Source organism: Streptomyces sp. NPDC048392, assembly GCF_043200575.1.
Taxonomy (GTDB): domain Bacteria; phylum Actinomycetota; class Actinomycetes; order Streptomycetales; family Streptomycetaceae; genus Streptomyces.
On the sequence record NZ_JBICYB010000018.1, the window covers coordinates 38,336 to 54,802 of the forward strand.

Consider the following 16,467-nt stretch of genomic DNA (forward strand, 5'->3'; position numbering starts at 1 on the left):
TACGGCACACTGGTGCGGACCCGATGGTCTCCAGCCGGACGAGTATCAGCCGCAGCAAGGGAAGCCGAAAGATCCGTGAGTGACGAATCCGCAGCTCCGGAGCCGCACGCCCCGGACCCCGTCGACGAGGGCGCGTTCGGTATCGACGCTTTCTCCCTCGACGACCGGCTGCGGCTGTTCCACTTCGCCGCCGCCGAGAAGCGTCACGAGTACCTGTGGCTGCTGCGGGCCTTCGACCGCGGACGTGCCAACTACCAGGTGCTGCTGCACGCTTCCGACGCGGTGGGGCTGCTGGAGCGGCTCGCCGTCGACCACCCCGCCGCGGGTGCCGTGGGTGGCTCGGCCGGCGTTCAGCCGTTGCTCGACGCGCTCGCGGAGTGGCAGGTGCTGGACCGGTCGTACGACGGGACGCGCGCCGCGAACCTCGCCGAGTACCGCAACCGCCACTACGTGTACCAGTTCACCCAGGCCGGATACCGGGCGTACCGGGCCGTGGAGGACGTGCTCGGCGCGAGCCTGGAGGACGCGCAACTCTCCCGCCTCGTCTTCCCCGACATCCTCGGCGACCTGCGCGCGCTGGCCGAGGCCAACACCGCGGGCGACGGCGAGGAGGTGTACCGCAAGCTCGGCCGCCTCGACTCCGTGCTGAACGAGATGGCGCAGCGCGCCGCCCGCTTCTACCTCATGCTGGGCGACCTGGCGCGCACCAACGACACCCGGCCCGAGGTGTTCCTCGCCCACAAGGACACGCTCCTCGCGCACATGCGGGAGTTCACCGCCGAGCTCGGCCGCTACGCCCCGCTTCTCGCCGAAGCGGTCGAGAAGGCCGCGGCCACCGGTGTGGACCGCATGATCGAGTACGCGGCCGAAGCCGACGAACGGCTCTTCCGCAGCCCCGCCGAGCGGCTGGCCGACTGGCGGCACCGGTGGGACGGCATCGTCCACTGGTTCGCCGAGCGCGAGCACAGCGAGACCGAGCGGCTGCAGGACGCGACCGTCACCGCGATCCGCTCCGTCCTCGCCCTGCTGCGCCGGGTCACCGAGGCGCGCCGGGGCGGGGTGAGCCGGGAGAGCCAACTGCGCCACCTCGCCCAGTGGTTCACCTCCTGTGAGAGTGACGAGGACGCGCACGCCTTGTTCCAGGCGGTCTTCGGGCTCGGCGCGCCCCGCCACATCGCCGTCCCGTACGCCGACCCCGAGCGGATCCCGGGGCGTACGTCCTGGTGGGAGGCCGAACCGGTCGAACTCGCCCGCACCCTGGTCCAGTCCGGCCGCACCCCCGCCCTGTACGGCCCCGGCCGCATCGACCGCGACGACGACCGGCGGGCGCTGCTCCGCGCCGAGCAGCTCAAGGAACAGACCGAGCGGCGCGGTGCCGCGAACGCCCTCGCGTCGGACGGGGTGTACGGCCGGACGCTCGACCAGCACGAGACGCGGGCGCTGCTCGCCCTGCTGGACGTGGCCCTCGCCGCCCGGGTCCCCGCCAGCCGCCGGGTCACCGCGGCCTCCGGCGCCGCCCACGGGGTACGGCTCACCCTCGCCCCCGCCGAGGGTTCCACCACCGTCGACACCGTGCGCGGCCGCCTCCATCTCGACGGGCTGCGCCTGGAGGTCACCGCATGAGCGAGGTCACCGTATGAGCCGTGTCGCCGAGGGCGTCTCCCCGCTCGAACTCGCCGACTACCAGAAGGCGGTACGGCTCGTCCTGCGGCATCCGCTGGTCACGCCGGGGTACCCGGACAGGGCGGCGCTGGCGACCGTGCGCCGCTGGGCCGACCATCTGCGCACCGATCTGATGGAGGTGCTCGGGTACCGGCTCGTGACCACCGCCGACACCGCCCGGCTCCAGCGCGCCCAGGACGGCCTGGACGCCACCCGCCCGGCCCTCACCCGCGCGGGCCGCCCCTTCGACCGGCGCCGCTACGCCTACCTCGTCCTCACTCTCGCGGCGCTGGGCCGCCACGGCGCGCAGGTGGCGCTCGGGGAACTGGCCGACGCGGTCGCCGCCGACGCCGTACGCATCGACGGACTCGGCCTGGACACCGCGCGCAAACCCGACCGGGACGCCTTCGTCGACGCCGTCACCTGGCTCACCGAGCGCGGCGCGCTCACCCTCGCCGACGGCTCCGCCACCGCCTGGGCCGGCGACCCCGAGCGCGCCGAGGCCCTGTACGACATCGACCGCGAGATTCTCCTCGCCGTCCACCACCCGACCCGCGTCCTGCAGCATCTGACCTCGGTCACCGCGCTGCTGGACTCCTCCGGCGCGATGGGCCTGTCCGCCGGCCGCGCCGCCCAGCGGCGCGACCAGGCGCGCCGCGCCCGCCGCCTGGTACTGGAGAACCCGGTCGCGTACTACGCCGACGCCGACACCGAACTTCTGGGCCAGTTGCGGGCCCCCGCCGTCGCCGAGGACCTGGAGCGGCTGACCGGGCTGACGGTGGAGCGGCGGGCCGAAGGCGTGGCGCTCATCGACACCTCCGGCAGGCTGTCCGACCTCCGCTTCCCCGGCGGCGGTACGGTCGCGCAGGCCGCGCTGCTGCTCGCCGCCCGGATCAGCGCCGCCGTGCAGCGGTCCGGACGGCACGCCCTCGAACTGCTGCCCGCGCCCACCGCCGCCGAACGCCTCGCGGCCCGCGCCCGGCGTATCGACGCGGCCCTGCCGTCGCGCGGGCTGATCACCGAACTCGCCGAACCCGACGAGGGGTCGGCGTACGAGGCACCAGGCGGCGAGGGTCATGCGCCGACGGAGGCCCGTTACCCCTTCGTCACGGATTCCTGGCTCCGGGGCAGGCTCAGGGAGATCACCGCCGAGTACGGAGCGGGCTTCGCCGCCGATCTGCGCGGCGACCCGGACCGGCTGCTCGGCCAGGCCCTCGACCTGCTGGCCGCCATGTCGTTGGTCGTCCGGGTCGACGGCGGAGCCCTCGCGCTTCCGCTGCTCGCCCGCTACCGGGGGGTCACGGCCCGCGTGAGAACCCGTACAGCGGCCGGGCCGCCCTCCCAGACCGCCCCGTCCGTCGACGACACCACCAAGGACCCGACTCCGTGAGCACCCCCGCTCCCACTCCCGTCGCCCCCTCACTCACGGCCTCCGCCGGCCGGTTCGTCCCCACCCGTGCCGGGATCATCAATCTGTGGGACTACCGGGACGAGGAGTTCTCCTTCGCCGGTGGCTGGCTGGTGTTGCGCGGACCCAACGGATCGGGCAAGACCAAGGCCCTGGAAGTCCTCTTCCCGTTCGTCCTCGACGGCCGTATCGACCCCAAGCGGCTCAACCCGTTCGCCGCCGAGGACCGCACGATGAAGTCCAACCTGCTCTTCCGCGGGCAGGACAGCGCGCTGGGATACGTCTGGATCGAGTTCACCCACCGGGAGACCGGCCGGGCCGTCACCTGCGGCATCGGGCTGCACGCCCAGCGGCACCGCGACGCGCCCGCTCGCTGGCACTTCGTCGCCGAGGGCCGGGTCGGCGAGGACTTCTCGCTCCTCACCCACGACGACCGGCCGATGACGAGGAAGCAGCTCGCCGCCGAACTCGGCCGCGAACTGATCGCCTCCACCGCCGACTACCGCGCCGCCGTCGACCAGCGCCTGTTCGGCCTCGGCCCGGAGCGGTACGAACAGCTGCTCACCCTGATCCTCACGTTGCGCCGCCCGCAGCTGGCCAAGAACCTCGACCCGGCCAAGCTCTCCGACACCCTCACCGCCGGCCTGCGCCCCCTGGACGACGACCTGATCGCCGAGGCGGCCCGCTCCTTCGACGACATGGAGTCCGTGCAGCGCACGCTGGAGGGGCTGACTGCCGCCGACGACGCCACCCGTGCCTTCCTCGCGAGCTACTCCACCTATCTGCGGGTGCACGCCCGCGCCGCCGCGGACCGGCTCACCGCCCGCCGCACCGAGACCGCCGAGCGCGCCGCCGCGCTCAGGGCCGCTGTCGCGGACCTGGCGTCGGCCCGTGAGCGGCAGACTCTCGCCGAGGCGCGCGCCGAGTCCGCCGACGCCTCGCTCGCCGCCCAGCGCTCCCGGCTCGACCAACTGCGCTCCTCCGCCGCCTACCAGGCCATCGAGCAACTGGCCGACCTGGAACGCCTGGTGCGCACCTGTGAGCAGACCGCCCGGCAGGCGAGCGCCGAACGCGAACGCCGCAGCGCCGCCACCGGCCGCGCCCGCGCCGAGGCCGAACACGCCGCGCGGCTCGCCGCCGAACTCGACGCCGCAGTCTCCCGGGCCGCCGCCGTCGTCGCCGACGACGCGCACACCGCCGGCCTGCCCTGGACCCCGGCCGACGCCGAACCCGCCCGCCTCGCCGAACGCTCCGCCGCCCTCGCCGCCGCCCGCCACGAGGGCGTACGGGCCGTGCGCGCCGCCCAGCAGACGGCACGCGGCGCCGAGCAGACCCGCGACCTCGCCCGGGTGTCCCTCGACCGTGCCGAGGAGGCCGTCACCGCGGCCGAAACCGCGGAGACCGCCGCCGAGTCGGCCCTTCGCGCCGCCCGCGAACAGGCCCGTACGGCCTTCGGCCAGTGGATGGGCACACATGGTGAACTGCTGACCGAGGAGGGGGCCGGCCGACTCGCCGAGGCCCTCGCACTCACCGGCGAGGCCGAGGCGTTCACGCTCGCCGACGCCTTCGCCGAGGCCACCGCGCCCGCCGTGCAGGAAGTGCGCGACACCCTCGCCGCCCTGCGCGCCCAGCGCACCGACGTGGAGCGCCGCCGCGCCGATACGGAGGCCGAACGCGACCGGATCGCCGCCGAACACGACGACGCCCCGCCCCCGGCCCGCGGCCGCACCGCGGAGCGGAGCGAGACGGGGGTCCCCCCGGCCGAAGTCCCCCAGAGGGGGTGCCCCCGGGGGAGGGTGCCCGGCGAGGGCGTTCCGCTGTGGCGGCTCGTCGACTTCGACGACAAGCTGACGGGCCGTCAACAGGCGGACCTGGAAGCGGCCCTGGAGGCGTCGGGCCTCCTCGACGCCCTTGTCACCGCCGAGGACACCCCCGTGACGCCCGGGCACAGCGAGGGCTACCTCCGTGCCGGCGCCCCGCTGAGCGGACCGAGTCTGGCCGACCTCCTGCGCCCCGAGGCCCCCGACACCGGCGACGCGATCCCGACCGCCGCCCGGATCACCGCCGTACTGCGCTCCGTCGCCGTCACCGGAGACCTCGACTCGGGCATCCCGCAGATCAGCCCCGACGGCCGGTACGCGGCCGGGGTCCTGGTCGGTGCCCACACCAAGGAGCACGCCGAGTACGTCGGCGCCACCGCCCGCGCCCGTCGGCGCGCCGCCCGGATCGCCGCCTGCGAGACGTCGTTGGCCGAACTCTCCGCTCAGCGCGAAGAGTTGGCGCACGCGCAGGCCCGTACCGACGCCGCCCTCGACGCGTATGCCGCCGCCCGCGCCGCCCTGCCCCGCACCACCGGCATCACACAGGCGCTGCGCGGGCTCGACCGGACCGCGGCGAGGCTGCGCGCCACCCGCGACGCCGCCGACGCCGCCCGGACCGCGTACGACGAGTCGGTGGCCGCCTGCTCGGTCGCCGAGCGCGCCCTGCGTCGTGCCGGCGCCGAGCACGTCATCGAGACCGACCGCGTCGACGCCGTCGAGACCGCCACCCGCGCCTTCGAGACCGCGGTCCGCGAACTGGCGGCCCGCCGCCGCGAACACGCCCGCCAGACCGAGGCCTCACAGGCAGCCGCCGAACGGCTCACCGCCGCCGCCGAGGACGAGGAGGCGGCGCTGGACACCGAGCGCGCCGCGCGCCGCCGGCACGCCGAGGAGGCCGCGGGACTTGAGGCCCTCCAGGAAGCCGTCGGGGCCGAGGCGCAGGAGGTGATGCGCCAGGTCCAGGAGGCCGAGGACGGCATCGACGCCCTGGTGGGGGAGGTCGAAGCGGCCCGCACCGCTCAGCACGGCGCGATCGCGGGCACCGCCGCGGCCGAGGCCCGCCGTACGGCCGCCGCCGAGGCCCGGTCGGTCGCCGCGGCGGAGGAGAAGGACACCGCGCGCTCCCTGCGCCCGTACGCCGCCCGCGAACTCCTCGACATCCTGCGCTGCCCGCCCGGCCTCGCGTGGCCCGGCCAGGAGGCCGACTGGACCGGTGAGGCACTCCCGCCGGCCGTGGCCGCCGTACACGAGGCGATCCTCTCCGCGACCCGCGACCTCGCCCCCACCGAGACCAGCCTCAAGCAGTCCGTCACCCGGCTCACCAAGGCCCTGGACGACCTCCAGGCGCAGCTTGCCGCGGCCGGACAGGACTACCGGCCCGAATGGGACGGCTCCGACGGGGTCATCCTCGTCCGCGTGGCCGACGAGGAGGGTCCGCTGCCGGTCGCCGCCTTCGCCCAGAAGATCTCCTCCCACCGCCGTGACCAGGCCGAACTGCTCTCCGAGTCCGAGCAGCGCATCCTGGAGGACGCCCTGCTCACCCGGCTCGCCCAGCAGATCCACGACCGCACGGTCGACGCCCGCGACCTGATCCGGAGGATGAACACCGACATGCGACGGCGCACGATGTCCTCGGGGACGACGGTCGGGGTGAGCTGGCTGCTCGCCGACCACCTCGACGACGAACAGCGCGCCGTCTGCGCCCTCCTCGACTCGGACGCCGCCCGCCTCGGCCCGGAGGGGCTGGCCCGGGTGCGCGTCCACTTCGCCGCGCAGATCAAGACCGCCCGCGCCCGTCACCGCGACCAGCCCTACCGCGAGCTGCTCGCCGAGACCCTCGACTACCGGCGCCGGCGGCAGTTCGCGTTCCAGCTCGTACGCCCGGACAAGAGCGAAGAGCGACTCACCCGCGCCCGGCACAGCCGCCTGTCCGGCGGTGAGCAGTCCGTGTCGCTGCACCTGCCGCTGTTCGCCGCCGCGCACGCCATGCTCAACTCCGCCGATCCGCACGCCCCGCGTCTGCTCGCCCTGGACGAGGCCTTCGCCGGGGTGGACGACACCGGGCGGGGCGAACTCATGTCACTGGCCGCGCAGTTCGACCTCGACCTGTTCATGACCGGCTACGACCTGTGGGCCGCCCACGCCTCCGTGTCCGCCGCCGCCCACTACGACCTCGCGCACACGGCCGTCGACCACACCGTCTCCGCGCTGCTGCTCGTCTGGGACGGCGCCCGGCTCCTCGCCGACGACACCGGCGACCTCACCGCCGCCCTCGGCTCGCCCGGCACCCGCCGCGTCCCGGCCCCCGAGGAGGCCCCGGTTGCCGGCTGAGCGGGGTGAAGATCACGGGTACGACGAGTTGCGCGGCGAGGGATGGGCCCGGCTGCTCGCCGCCGCCCGCCGCAGACTGGAGCGCACGGGGGGCGCGCTCGACGGCGACATCGGGCTCACGGGGCCCGGCGAGGCCGAGCGCCGTATCGTCATCGGCGTCACCGGCCGCTACCGGTCCGAGACCGCCAAGCGCCTCGCCGTACCCCTGCGTGACCTGGACGGGTATCTGTACGACCGTTACGGCACCGGTCTCCTCCAGACCCTCGGCCGGCTCCACGGCCCCTTGCGTGACCGTCCGGCCGAACGGGCCGGTGAGGAAGCACGCCGCGAACAGGCCCTGGAGTCCGCCCACTCCAGTCGGCTCGCCGGGCGGGGGTGGTTCGCCGCATGGCTGGACCGGATCGCCGCCGACGGCACCCTCACCCGTCTCGTACGCCGGGGGGACGCGCCGCTTCTCGACGCGGCGGTGCGCGTTCTGGAGAGGCTCCCCGGTGACGGGGACCGTGTCGCAGGCCCCCCGGAACGATCTCCCGCCGTCCTGCCGCTGCCGGTTCTCGCGGAGTGGGCCACCGGCGACACCAAGGCTCTTGTTCCCGGCACGCCGCTCGAACAGCTCGTCCTGCGTGCCCTCGCCCAGCGCACCGGCGGCGGTTTCGCCGTGCCGCGTGACCGGGCCGGGCGGCGCGCCCTGTGGGAGAGCGCCGGCGCCATCGCGGACGACCTCGCCAGCCAGGTACTCGTCCTCAACATCGGCGCCGAGGGCGACACCGTCGTCTGCGACTGGCTGCGCGGCGCCGCGGACTTCGGCATCCCCTTTCGGCTCACCCTCCAGCAGCTGGCCACCGACCCCGTCGTCCCCGCCGCCCGCACCATCCACGTCTGCGAGAACCCGGCCGTACTGCGCGCCGCCGCCGGCGAACTCCAGGACACCGGCGCGGCCCTCGTGTGCACCGAGGGCGTCCCGTCCGCCGCCTGCCACAAACTGCTCGGCGACGCCGTGCGCGCGGGAGCCCGGCTGCACTGGCGCGCCGACTTCGACTGGGCCGGCCTGCGCATCACCGCGGACGCCGTGGACCGCTACGGCGCCCGCCTCTGGCGGATGACGGCCGCCGACTACACGGCGGCACTCGACGAGGGTGAGTCCACACCGCTCGCGGGACCGCCCGCGGCCAGCCCCTGGGACCCCCGACTGGCCCTCGCGATGCAGGCGTCGGGCAGCACGGTCATGGAGGAACGCCTCCTGCCCGCCCTCCTTTCCGACCTCAGCCGTGCCTGACTCGGAGTCCGGTGGCCGTCGTCACCGACGATTCCCTGGAGCCGCCGCCGGCGTCGCGAGCAGAACCAGCCGTGCGGACCGCGGATCCTGGTCCCCGGGCGACCTCGCCCGTGTCTCCTCCTGATCGCGTGCGTCTTCTCAGCGAGTGCCGGTTTGCTGCTACCGCAGATGGTGGTGGCGCGGCCGGACGGTCTCGGGGTGGCCATGGAGGCAGGGCCGGCCGGCCCTGCCCGCCCCGTGCGGCCGTCGCCCCTCACTTCGCGTCCGCGTAGCACTCCACCACCGCGGTCGTGAACGGAAAGCGGACCGGCGTCGGGCCGAACGTCAGTCGTCCCGCCAGCTCCGCCGCCTCCCGGATCGCCGCGACGACGGTGTCGGTCTCCTCCTCGGGGCAGTGCACGATCACCTCGTCGTGCTGGAAGAAGACCAGCTCGGCCGCCATGTCCGCGCAGGCCCGGCGCAGCCCGGCGAGCAGCAGCAGGGCCCAGTCGGCGGCGCTGCCCTGGACGACGAAGTTGCGGGCGAAGCGGCCCCGCGCGCGGGCGTTGGTGGACGCGTAGCCCGGCACCCACTCCTGCGGGCGGTCCGCGGTGCCGGCGGGGTCGTCCTGCGGCAGGCCCGCCTCCTCGGTGCCGTCGGCCGCACCGGGCGCGGGCGGGCAGGTGCGGCCCAGCCAGGTCCGCACGAGCCGGCCCTCCTCGCCCGCGCGGGCCGCGTCGTCGACGTACGCCACCGCAGCGGGGAAGCGGCGTCTGAGCGCGGCGAGGTTCTTGAGGCCGTCGCCGGAGGTCTGGCCGTAGACCGCGCCGAGCACGGCGAGCTTGGCCTGCGCGCGGTCGCCGGAGAAGGCGCGGTCGGAGACGGACTGGTAGAGGTCGGCCTCCCGGCCGGCCACCTCCATCAGAGCGGGGTCGCGGGAGATCGCCGCCAGCACGCGCGGCTCCATCTGGTCGGCGTCGGCGACCACCAGCCGCCAGCCCGGGTCGGCGACGACGGCCCGCCGGATCACCTTGGGGATCTGCAGTCCGCCCCCACCGTTGGTCACCCAGCGTCCGGTGACGGTGCCGCCCGCCAGGAACTCGGGGCGGAACCGTCCGTCGCGCACCCAGTCCTGGAGCCAGGACCAGCCGTGGGCGACCCAGATCCGGTACAGCTTCTTGTACTCGATCAGCGGCTGCACGGCCGGGTGGTCCAGTGACTCCAGCTCCCACCGGCGGGTGGAACCCACCTTCACGCCCGCCTGCCCGAACGCCCTGACCACGTCCGCGGGCAGGTCCGGTCGCACCCGGCGCCCGAACGCCGCCGACACCTCCTCCGCCAGCTCGGCCAGCCGACGCGGCTCACCCCCGCCCGCGTAACGCTCGCCCAGCAGGTCGTGCAGCACCTCGCGATGCACGTCGGCCCGCCAGGGCAGCCCCGCGCGGTTCATCTCGGCGGCCACCAGCATCCCCGCCGACTCGGCCGCCGTCAGCAGCCGCATGCGGCCGGGGTGCGCGGCCCGGTCGTGGCGGTGCCGCTGCTCGGCGTAGACGGCGAGCAGGTCGGTCAGGGGGAGGTGCACGGCCTGCGGTTCGAACAGCGAGGACTGCGCGCCCGGCTCGGCGGAGCGCTGCGGCGGATCGGGCGGTACGGGGCCGCCGCGCAGCCGGGCCAGGGCGGCCGCGGCCGAGCGCGGCTCCCCGTGCCGCCCCTCGTGGCCGAGCAGGAGGGTCTCGGCCGCCTCCACGTCGTAGCACCGCTCCACTCGCACCCCCGCGGCGAGCAGGCGCGGGCCGACCTCGGCGGTGGACCGCCACACCCAGCGCACGACGTCCGGCCTGCTGCGCACGGCTTCGGTGAGACCGGGCTCCCGCCGCACCGGTCCGGCGGGCAGCCCGTCGGGGCCGAGGGGGGCGACCTCCACGCCACCGCCCTCGGCCACCGCGAGCGCCCACCTCTCGGCCATGCGGCGAGTGTCGCAGGAGGGTCTGACATCGGCCCCCGAACCGCGCTGTGCCGGGACCTCAGGCCTCTTGCTGCCCGGGACCTGCCTCCCCGGTCTTCTCGGTGGCCCCGATGAACTCGGCCAGCACCTCGACGACGTAGCGCTCGGTGGCGTCCTTGTCGAGGCCGAGTCCGCTGAGTACGCCCTCGCCGTGTTCGTGCTCCAGCAGGGCGAGCAGGATGTGCTCGGTGCCGATGTAGTTGTGGCCCAGGCGCAGGGCCTCGCGGAAGGTGAGTTCGAGGACCTTCTTGGCCGCCGGGCCGTAGGGCACCAGTTCGGGGACCTCCGCGACGGCGGGCGGGAGCGCCGCGGTCGCCGCCTCGCGCACCGTGTCGAGGGTCACGCCCTGCGCGGCGATCGCCTTGGCGGAGAGGCTCTCGTGCTCGGTGACCAACCCGAGGACGAGGTGTTCGGGCAGGCCCTCGGCGTTACCGGCGGTCCGGGCGGCGTTGTGGGCGCACATCACCACGTTGCGCGCGCGGGGCGTGTAGCGGCTGAATCCCTGGCTCGCGTCCAGGTCGGCCGACTCCCTGGGCACGAAGCGCTTCTGCGCCGCCTGCCGGGTGACGCCCATGCTCCTGCCGATGTCCGTCCAGGACGCACCGGAACGCCGGGCCTGGTCCACGAAGTGGCCGATGAGGTGGTCGGCCACCTCACCGAGGTGCTCGCCGGCGATGACGGCGTCCTGGAGCTGTTCCAGGGGCTCCGCGTGCACCTTCTTGATCGCCGTGATGAGTTCGTCGAGTCGTACGGAGGACGTGATGCTCGGATGCGTCGACATGTGTCAACCGTAGGTTGCGCTCCGGGGACTGTCACTCAACGGTTGACAGTCCTGCTCCGGTCTTCACGGCTACTTCGGCGACGCCACCACCAACCGCACCGCCAGCCCGGCGAACACCGTTCCGGAGACGATGTTCAGCCAGCGGTTCGCCCGGGCGCTGCGCTCGGCATCGCGCAGGCCACCCCGAACGCGGCCGTCACACCCGCCGCGGGGCCGCCCCGCCCGCCCATCGCCACGATGAACATCATGCCGGGCCCCGGAGTGATGCACAGCGCGAAGGCGGCGACCAGGAACGCCGCGTAGAGAGTCATGTCCACCATGCGCGCCACGCTCGGCGCCGGGCGGCGCGGCCCCGGCGGAATTCCGCGGAGTGAGACGCACCGGACGGGCATGGCACCATCGCCGGGTGAGTACGCCCAGCACCGTCGACCGTGCCTTCGAGACCGCCCTGTACGACACCGCCGACGACGCCCTCGACACCGCCGCCTCGCTGCTCGCCGCCGACCCGGCCGCGGACGCCGAACTGGCCCGGCGGGGCGAGGACTTCGTGGCCACGGCCTGGCGGCGCGGCTGGCAGCCCGCCGACCTCGTACGGATCGTGCGGCGCGAGCTGGACGACGACGTGCACGGACGGCTGGTGGCCGCGCTGATCCGCGCCCAGGCGCCGCACGACCGTGCGCGCGGTCCCCGCTGGACCGCGCAGCTCGACGCCGTACCGGAACAGGCGCCGCCCCGCACCGACCGCTTCTCGCACGCCACCGCAGTACTGGAGCTGTACCGCCTGCTGCTGCGCCTGCCCGCACTGGAGCCCCTGGAGGCGGGGGAGTCGCCGTACCGGGGCCGGGAGAACCGGCCGGAGTCGCGCACCCTCGCCCGCATCCGCGCGCTGCTCGCCAAGGCGGAGGCGACCGGGTATCCGGAGGAGGCGGAGGCGCTCAGCGCCAAGGCGCAGGAGCTGATGGCCCGGCACAGCCTCGACGAGGCGCTGCTGTCGGCCCACGCTCCCTCGCCCGACGCCCCGGGCATCCGCCGGATCGGGGTGGAGCCGCCGTACGAGCAGGCCAAGGCGGTGCTGCTGGACGCGGTGGCCGACGCGAACCACTGCCGGGCCGTGTGGAACGAACCTCTCGGTTTCTCCACCGTCGTCGGCTTCGAGGCCGATCTGGAGGCGGTCGAGCTCCTCCACACCTCGCTTCTGGTGCAGGCCGAGGCCGCGATGACCAAGGCGGAGGCCGCGCAGCGCGCCGGCGGGCGCAGGCGGACCAAGACCTTCCGTCAGTCGTTCCTCGCCGCCTACGCCCACCGCGCGGGCACGCGGCTCCGGGCGGCGTCGGAAGCGGCCACGGCCGAGTCCGGTACGGCGACGGGCGCGGACCTCCTGCCGGTCCTCGCCTCCCGGGAGGCCGCGGTCACGGACCGGCTGGAGCGCATGTTCCCGGAGACGACGACGACCCGGCTGCGCGGCGCGGGCGACGCGGCGGGCTGGACGGAGGGGACCCGCGCGGCCGACCACGCCCGGGTCGACCGCCGACGACCGCTGTCCTAGACGCCCTTCCCGCATCCTCTGACGTCACCCGGGCGCGGCGCGGGTGCTCCCGTCCCGTTCAGGAGCCGAGGCCGGCCGTCGGCAGTCCGGGTGGCAGCGAGCCGCCCTCCGACCTGGTGTAGGTCTCCTCGCCGAGGCCGCCCTGCCACACCACCCTGAGCGATGTCCCGTCGACCGACTCGACGGTGCCCGTCGCCCGGTCGTCACTGCCGTCGGTGCACTTCAGGCGGATCGTCCGGGTGCCGGAGCCCTCGCCGGCGGTACCACTGCACACGGTCCCGCCCGTGGCGAAGAGGGCGGCCTCGCCACCGGTGACCATCAGCGCGACGGCCCGGTCGTCGGTGGTGGCCAGCCAGCTTCCCTCCAGTTCGTCCGCGGCCGCGGACGGTGATCCGCCACCGCCCGTGTCCGCGCTCCCGGACGCGCTGGGCGCGGCCGAGGACTTGTCGCCCCCGCCAGGACCGCCGCCGGAGCCCGCGCCCGAGCCGCCGTCGCCGGAGTCACCGCCGTCGGTGCACGCGGTGAGCGCCAGCGCACCCACCAGCCCGACGGTCACGGCGGCGGTCCGCACGGACCGGCGAACCGCCCGCCCGCGCCGTTCCCGCGCACCACTGGGCCCGTCCGGCCCCGGCTCGCCCGGCGAAGGCACCACCGCGCGCGTGGCGTTCGCCGTGCGCGCCGTGCTTTCCGCGATCACCGACGTCACCGCCTCTCTTCTCTCCGGAAGCCCCAGGCTCCGCCTTGCTCCCCGAGCCGGGGCGGTGCAGTCCACTTCCGCACGTGCAGGGTTCGGGGCCCGTCCCGGCGACCGCAGGCGGAGCACACCCGGCTGGTGGGCTCCGAGCTGCCGACCCCCACGTAGGTCCGCCCGTACCGCCGCGCCTTGCGGGCGCGCATCCTCACGAACCGGGCCCGGCCCGAAGCCGCGTGAACCGGACGCTAGCACCGGCCACCGACACCCAGGGGCGGATCGGCCGAAGCCGAGGGCGGCGACGGAACGGTCCGGTGGGGCTCCGCGCCGAAACCGCGGATGTCGTTCCGGCGCCGGATTGAACGCGGGTGCCATGCGGATGCGCTGCGGCAGCCGGACGGCCGAGCGCCGGCGCCGAGATCCCGGCCCCGGCCCGACCGAGCCCGAGCAGGCGAGCCCGAGCCCGACCGAGCCCGAGCCCGGCAGCCCGGCCCGAGCAGGCCCGAGCCCGGCCCGAGCAGGCCCGAGCAGGCCCGAGCAGGCCCGGTCCCTGCCCGGGTAGGCCCAGCGCGGGCGGGCTGCCCAGGGCAACCCAGGGACAGCCGCGAGCTACCACGGGGCGCGCTGACCCGTCGTACGGGACGCGCTGACCCGCGCGGCACGCGGCCGCATGACACCGCATGCCGCCGCACCTCGCGCACCGGCGACAACACGGGGCCCGCTCGTCACGAGCGGGCCCCGTGTTGTCGCATGTTGTTGCATATTCTTCGAATCCGGGGGCACATGCGGGAACGACTTCCCGAGGCCCGGCGTCAAAGAGAGCAGGGCTCGGCAAAGCGGTCGTCAGAGCTGTAACCGCAGGAACACCGCGCGTGCACGTGCATTTGCTTATGCATCTGCACGTGAACGGGGTTATGATCCGGATCAGTTGACCACTGCATCAATGGCCACATCAGCCAGTGCACCACCGGGGAGCGACCTGTGGACCACGACGTGTACAACGGCATGGCCGCCACGCAGTTGCACGAGGCGGCCTGGCAGAAGAGCCGGCACAGCAACTCGCAGGGTTCCTGCGTGGAGTTCGCGCGGCTGCCCGACGGCGCGGTGGCGGTACGCAACTCCCGCTTCCCGGACGGTCCCGCGCTCGTCTACACGCGCGCCGAGATCGAGGCCATGCTGCTGGGCGTCAAGGACGGCGAGTTCGACCACCTGATCGCGAGCTGACCTCCGCCGGGCCATCGGCCGCAGGCCGCCGCCGCAGGTCTCAGAGCCGGAACAGCGCCCAGACCACCTTGCCGTTGAGCGTCCCCGCGAGCGGGTGCCAGCCCCAGCTGTCGCTGAAGGAGTCGACGAGGAACAGCCCCCGGCCCGACTCCGCCGAGCAGTCGTCCGTGTCACGGGTCACCGGGCTGTCGTGACTGGGGTCGCGCACCGCGCACACCAGCCGTTCGGTCCAGCGCATCAGATGAAGCCGGACGGGACCGTTGTGCTCCCCGTGCCGAGGGGCGTCCGCCGGCAGGGCGTGCCGCAGGGCGTTGGTGACGAGTTCGGAGACCACCAGGCAGACGTCGTCGAAGCGGTCGCCCGTGTCCCAGCCGTCGAGGGTCCTGCGGGTGAACTTGCGGGCCTCGCGCACCGCTTCGTAGCGGGGCGGCAGGGCGCAGGAGGCGGCGTTCGACACGGCTGCGGGGTCGAGCGGCGGAAGGCCCTGCCGTAACGGCTGGAGCATGGTCGATCCATTCGTCCCCATGCGAGGCACTCCCGGGAGTTCGCGGTCGTAGCGATGCGGCGCGGTGGTGCGGGACCATGGTTTCGGATGAGTACCGCAGATGCAAGGGCAGATGCACGTGCACGTGACCGAAATGGACCTGCCCGTACCGCTTGTTGGGCAATTTTTCCGTCATCTTCGCCCCTGCTTCACCTCCGTCAATGGCCGGTTCCGGAGCGGTCCGTGCGCGATCCTGCGCATTTCTTTTGGCTCGATTCCGTTTCCGTAACCGGACGAGTACTGCTCGGAGTGTTTTAGTGGCAGACTTCGGCCCCTGAAGACGGTTGGGGAGGCTGGCGAACGTGAGCGCGGGAGAGCCCGGATCGGTGGTGCGGCGCATGCTGCTCGGATCACAACTCAGGCGACTGCGTGAGACGCGGGGGATCACGCGGGAGGCGGCGGGTTACTCGATCCGCGCCTCCGAATCGAAGATCAGCCGGATGGAACTGGGCCGGGTGAGCTTCAAGACGAGGGACGTAGAGGACCTGCTGACGCTGTACGGCATCACGGACGGGCAGGAGCGCAGCTCCCTGCTCTCCCTCGCCAAGGAGGCCAACGTCGCGGGCTGGTGGCACAGTTACTCCGACGTGCTGCCCAGCTGGTTCCCCACCTATGTGGGTCTGGAGGGCGCCGCCTCGCTGATCCGGGTCTACGAGGTGCAGTTCGTGCACGGCCTGCTGCAGACCGAGGAGTACGCCCGCGCGGTGGTCCGGCGCGGCATGAAGGGCGCCGGCGAGGCGGACGTCGAGCGGCGGGTGGCGCTGCGCCTGGAGCGGCAGAAGCACCTCGTCGCGGAGAGCGCCCCCGAGTTCCACATCGTGCTCGACGAAGCGGCGCTGCGCCGCCCCTACGGCGACCGCGAGGTGATGCGCGGTCAGCTCCAGCATCTGATCGAGATGTCCGAACGCCCCAATGTGCGCCTTCAGATCATGCCGTTCGGCTTCGGCGGGCACTCCGGTGAGAGTGGCGCGTTCACGATCCTCAGCTTCCCCGAGTCCGACCTCTCGGACGTCGTCTACCTGGAACAGCTCACCAGTGCGCTGTACCTGGACAAGCACGAGGACGTCACCCAGTACGAGACGGCGCTGAAGGAACTCCAGCAGGACAGCCCGGGCCCGGACGAGAGCCGCGACCTTCTGCGGGGGCTCCTTCAACTCTCTTGAAACATCAGTACGATGACGCTCAATCAGGCGGCTCGCT

The 16,467-nt window shown here is 74.0% G+C and carries 12 protein-coding genes and 1 pseudogene; 7 read left to right on the top strand and 6 right to left on the bottom strand.

Annotated features, from left to right (window positions below; all coding sequences use genetic code 11):
* Positions 1-75 precede the first annotated feature (75 nt).
* From ACGFYH_RS23180 to ACGFYH_RS23195, 4 genes are read left to right on the top strand one after another with little or no spacing between them, the layout of a single operon-like run.
* Positions 76-1,623 (top strand): TIGR02677 family protein, encoded by a 1,548-nt coding sequence (locus tag ACGFYH_RS23180; protein ID WP_393805064.1) that lies wholly within the window; start codon positions 76-78, stop codon positions 1,621-1,623.
* A gap of 13 nt (positions 1,624-1,636) precedes the next feature.
* Positions 1,637-3,052, top strand: a complete 1,416-nt coding sequence (locus tag ACGFYH_RS23185) for a TIGR02678 family protein (protein WP_393805065.1) — start codon at positions 1,637-1,639, stop codon at positions 3,050-3,052.
* On the top strand, positions 3,049-7,221 hold the full coding sequence (locus tag ACGFYH_RS23190) for a TIGR02680 family protein (protein WP_393805066.1): 4,173 nt from the start codon (positions 3,049-3,051) through the stop codon (positions 7,219-7,221). Before ACGFYH_RS23185 ends, ACGFYH_RS23190 begins: the two co-directional genes overlap by 4 nt.
* Positions 7,211-8,497: a TIGR02679 family protein gene (locus tag ACGFYH_RS23195; protein WP_393805067.1), complete on the top strand. Its 1,287-nt coding sequence runs from the start codon at positions 7,211-7,213 to the stop codon at positions 8,495-8,497. The genes ACGFYH_RS23190 and ACGFYH_RS23195 overlap by 11 nt, the downstream gene beginning before the upstream one ends.
* A 253-nt stretch (positions 8,498-8,750) precedes the next feature.
* Here the strand turns inward: ACGFYH_RS23195 and ACGFYH_RS23200 are convergent, their stop codons facing one another.
* The 3 genes and pseudogenes from ACGFYH_RS23200 to ACGFYH_RS23210 all read right to left on the bottom strand — a co-directional run.
* Positions 8,751-10,442 carry a bifunctional 3'-5' exonuclease/DNA polymerase gene (locus ACGFYH_RS23200; RefSeq protein WP_393805068.1) on the bottom strand — a complete coding sequence of 564 codons (1,692 nt, stop codon included), beginning with the start codon at positions 10,440-10,442 and terminating at the stop codon, positions 8,751-8,753.
* 58 nt (positions 10,443-10,500) lie between these two features.
* Complete coding sequence (locus ACGFYH_RS23205) at positions 10,501-11,262, bottom strand: Clp protease N-terminal domain-containing protein (protein WP_393805069.1); 762 nt, start codon at positions 11,260-11,262, stop codon at positions 10,501-10,503.
* Positions 11,263-11,429: 167 nt separating this feature from the next.
* Positions 11,430-11,582: pseudogene (locus ACGFYH_RS23210) on the bottom strand (LysE family translocator); the annotation flags it as partial.
* Between the two features lie 86 nt (positions 11,583-11,668).
* Between ACGFYH_RS23210 and ACGFYH_RS23215 the strand changes: the two are divergent.
* Positions 11,669-12,808, top strand: coding sequence for a DUF2786 domain-containing protein (locus tag ACGFYH_RS23215; protein WP_393805070.1), 1,140 nt, complete (start codon positions 11,669-11,671; stop codon positions 12,806-12,808).
* A 58-nt stretch (positions 12,809-12,866) separates the two neighbouring features.
* Here ACGFYH_RS23215 and ACGFYH_RS23220 read toward each other — a convergent pair whose 3' ends face one another.
* Positions 12,867-13,379 (bottom strand): hypothetical protein, encoded by a 513-nt coding sequence (locus ACGFYH_RS23220; RefSeq protein ID WP_393805071.1) that lies wholly within the window; start codon positions 13,377-13,379, stop codon positions 12,867-12,869.
* A 131-nt stretch (positions 13,380-13,510) separates the two neighbouring features.
* Positions 13,511-13,705: a zinc ribbon domain-containing protein gene (locus tag ACGFYH_RS23225; protein ID WP_393805072.1), complete on the bottom strand. Its 195-nt coding sequence runs from the start codon at positions 13,703-13,705 to the stop codon at positions 13,511-13,513.
* Positions 13,706-14,480: 775 nt separating this feature from the next.
* Between ACGFYH_RS23225 and ACGFYH_RS23230 the strand changes: the two genes are divergently transcribed.
* On the top strand, positions 14,481-14,723 hold the full coding sequence (locus ACGFYH_RS23230; protein WP_393805073.1) for a DUF397 domain-containing protein: 243 nt from the start codon (positions 14,481-14,483) through the stop codon (positions 14,721-14,723).
* Positions 14,724-14,763: 40 nt separating this feature from the next.
* On the opposite strand, the gene ACGFYH_RS23235 is transcribed toward ACGFYH_RS23230, so the two are convergent.
* A complete protein-coding gene (locus ACGFYH_RS23235; protein ID WP_393805074.1) occupies positions 14,764-15,228 on the bottom strand; it encodes an ATP-binding protein in 465 nt (154 codons plus the stop codon).
* 377 nt (positions 15,229-15,605) lie between these two features.
* Between ACGFYH_RS23235 and ACGFYH_RS23240 the strand changes: the two genes are divergently transcribed.
* Positions 15,606-16,430, top strand: coding sequence for a helix-turn-helix domain-containing protein (locus ACGFYH_RS23240; RefSeq protein ID WP_393805146.1), 825 nt, complete (start codon positions 15,606-15,608; stop codon positions 16,428-16,430).
* The last annotated feature ends 37 nt before the right edge of the window (positions 16,431-16,467 follow it).

What these genes read in the sequence shown, in the direction of transcription:
- ACGFYH_RS23185 (WP_393805065.1), top strand. Translation starts at nt 1,637, where the DNA reads ATGAGCCGTGTCGCCGAGGGCGTCTCCCCGCTCGAACTCGCCGACTAC.
- ACGFYH_RS23200 (WP_393805068.1), bottom strand. Translation starts at nt 10,442, where the DNA reads ATGGCCGAGAGGTGGGCGCTCGCGGTGGCCGAGGGCGGTGGCGTGGAG.
- ACGFYH_RS23205 (WP_393805069.1), bottom strand. Translation starts at nt 11,262, where the DNA reads ATGTCGACGCATCCGAGCATCACGTCCTCCGTACGACTCGACGAACTC.
- ACGFYH_RS23235 (WP_393805074.1), bottom strand. Translation starts at nt 15,228, where the DNA reads ATGCTCCAGCCGTTACGGCAGGGCCTTCCGCCGCTCGACCCCGCAGCC.
- ACGFYH_RS23240 (WP_393805146.1), top strand. Translation starts at nt 15,606, where the DNA reads ATGCTGCTCGGATCACAACTCAGGCGACTGCGTGAGACGCGGGGGATC.
- ACGFYH_RS23225 (WP_393805072.1), bottom strand. Translation starts at nt 13,705, where the DNA reads ATGCGCGCCCGCAAGGCGCGGCGGTACGGGCGGACCTACGTGGGGGTC.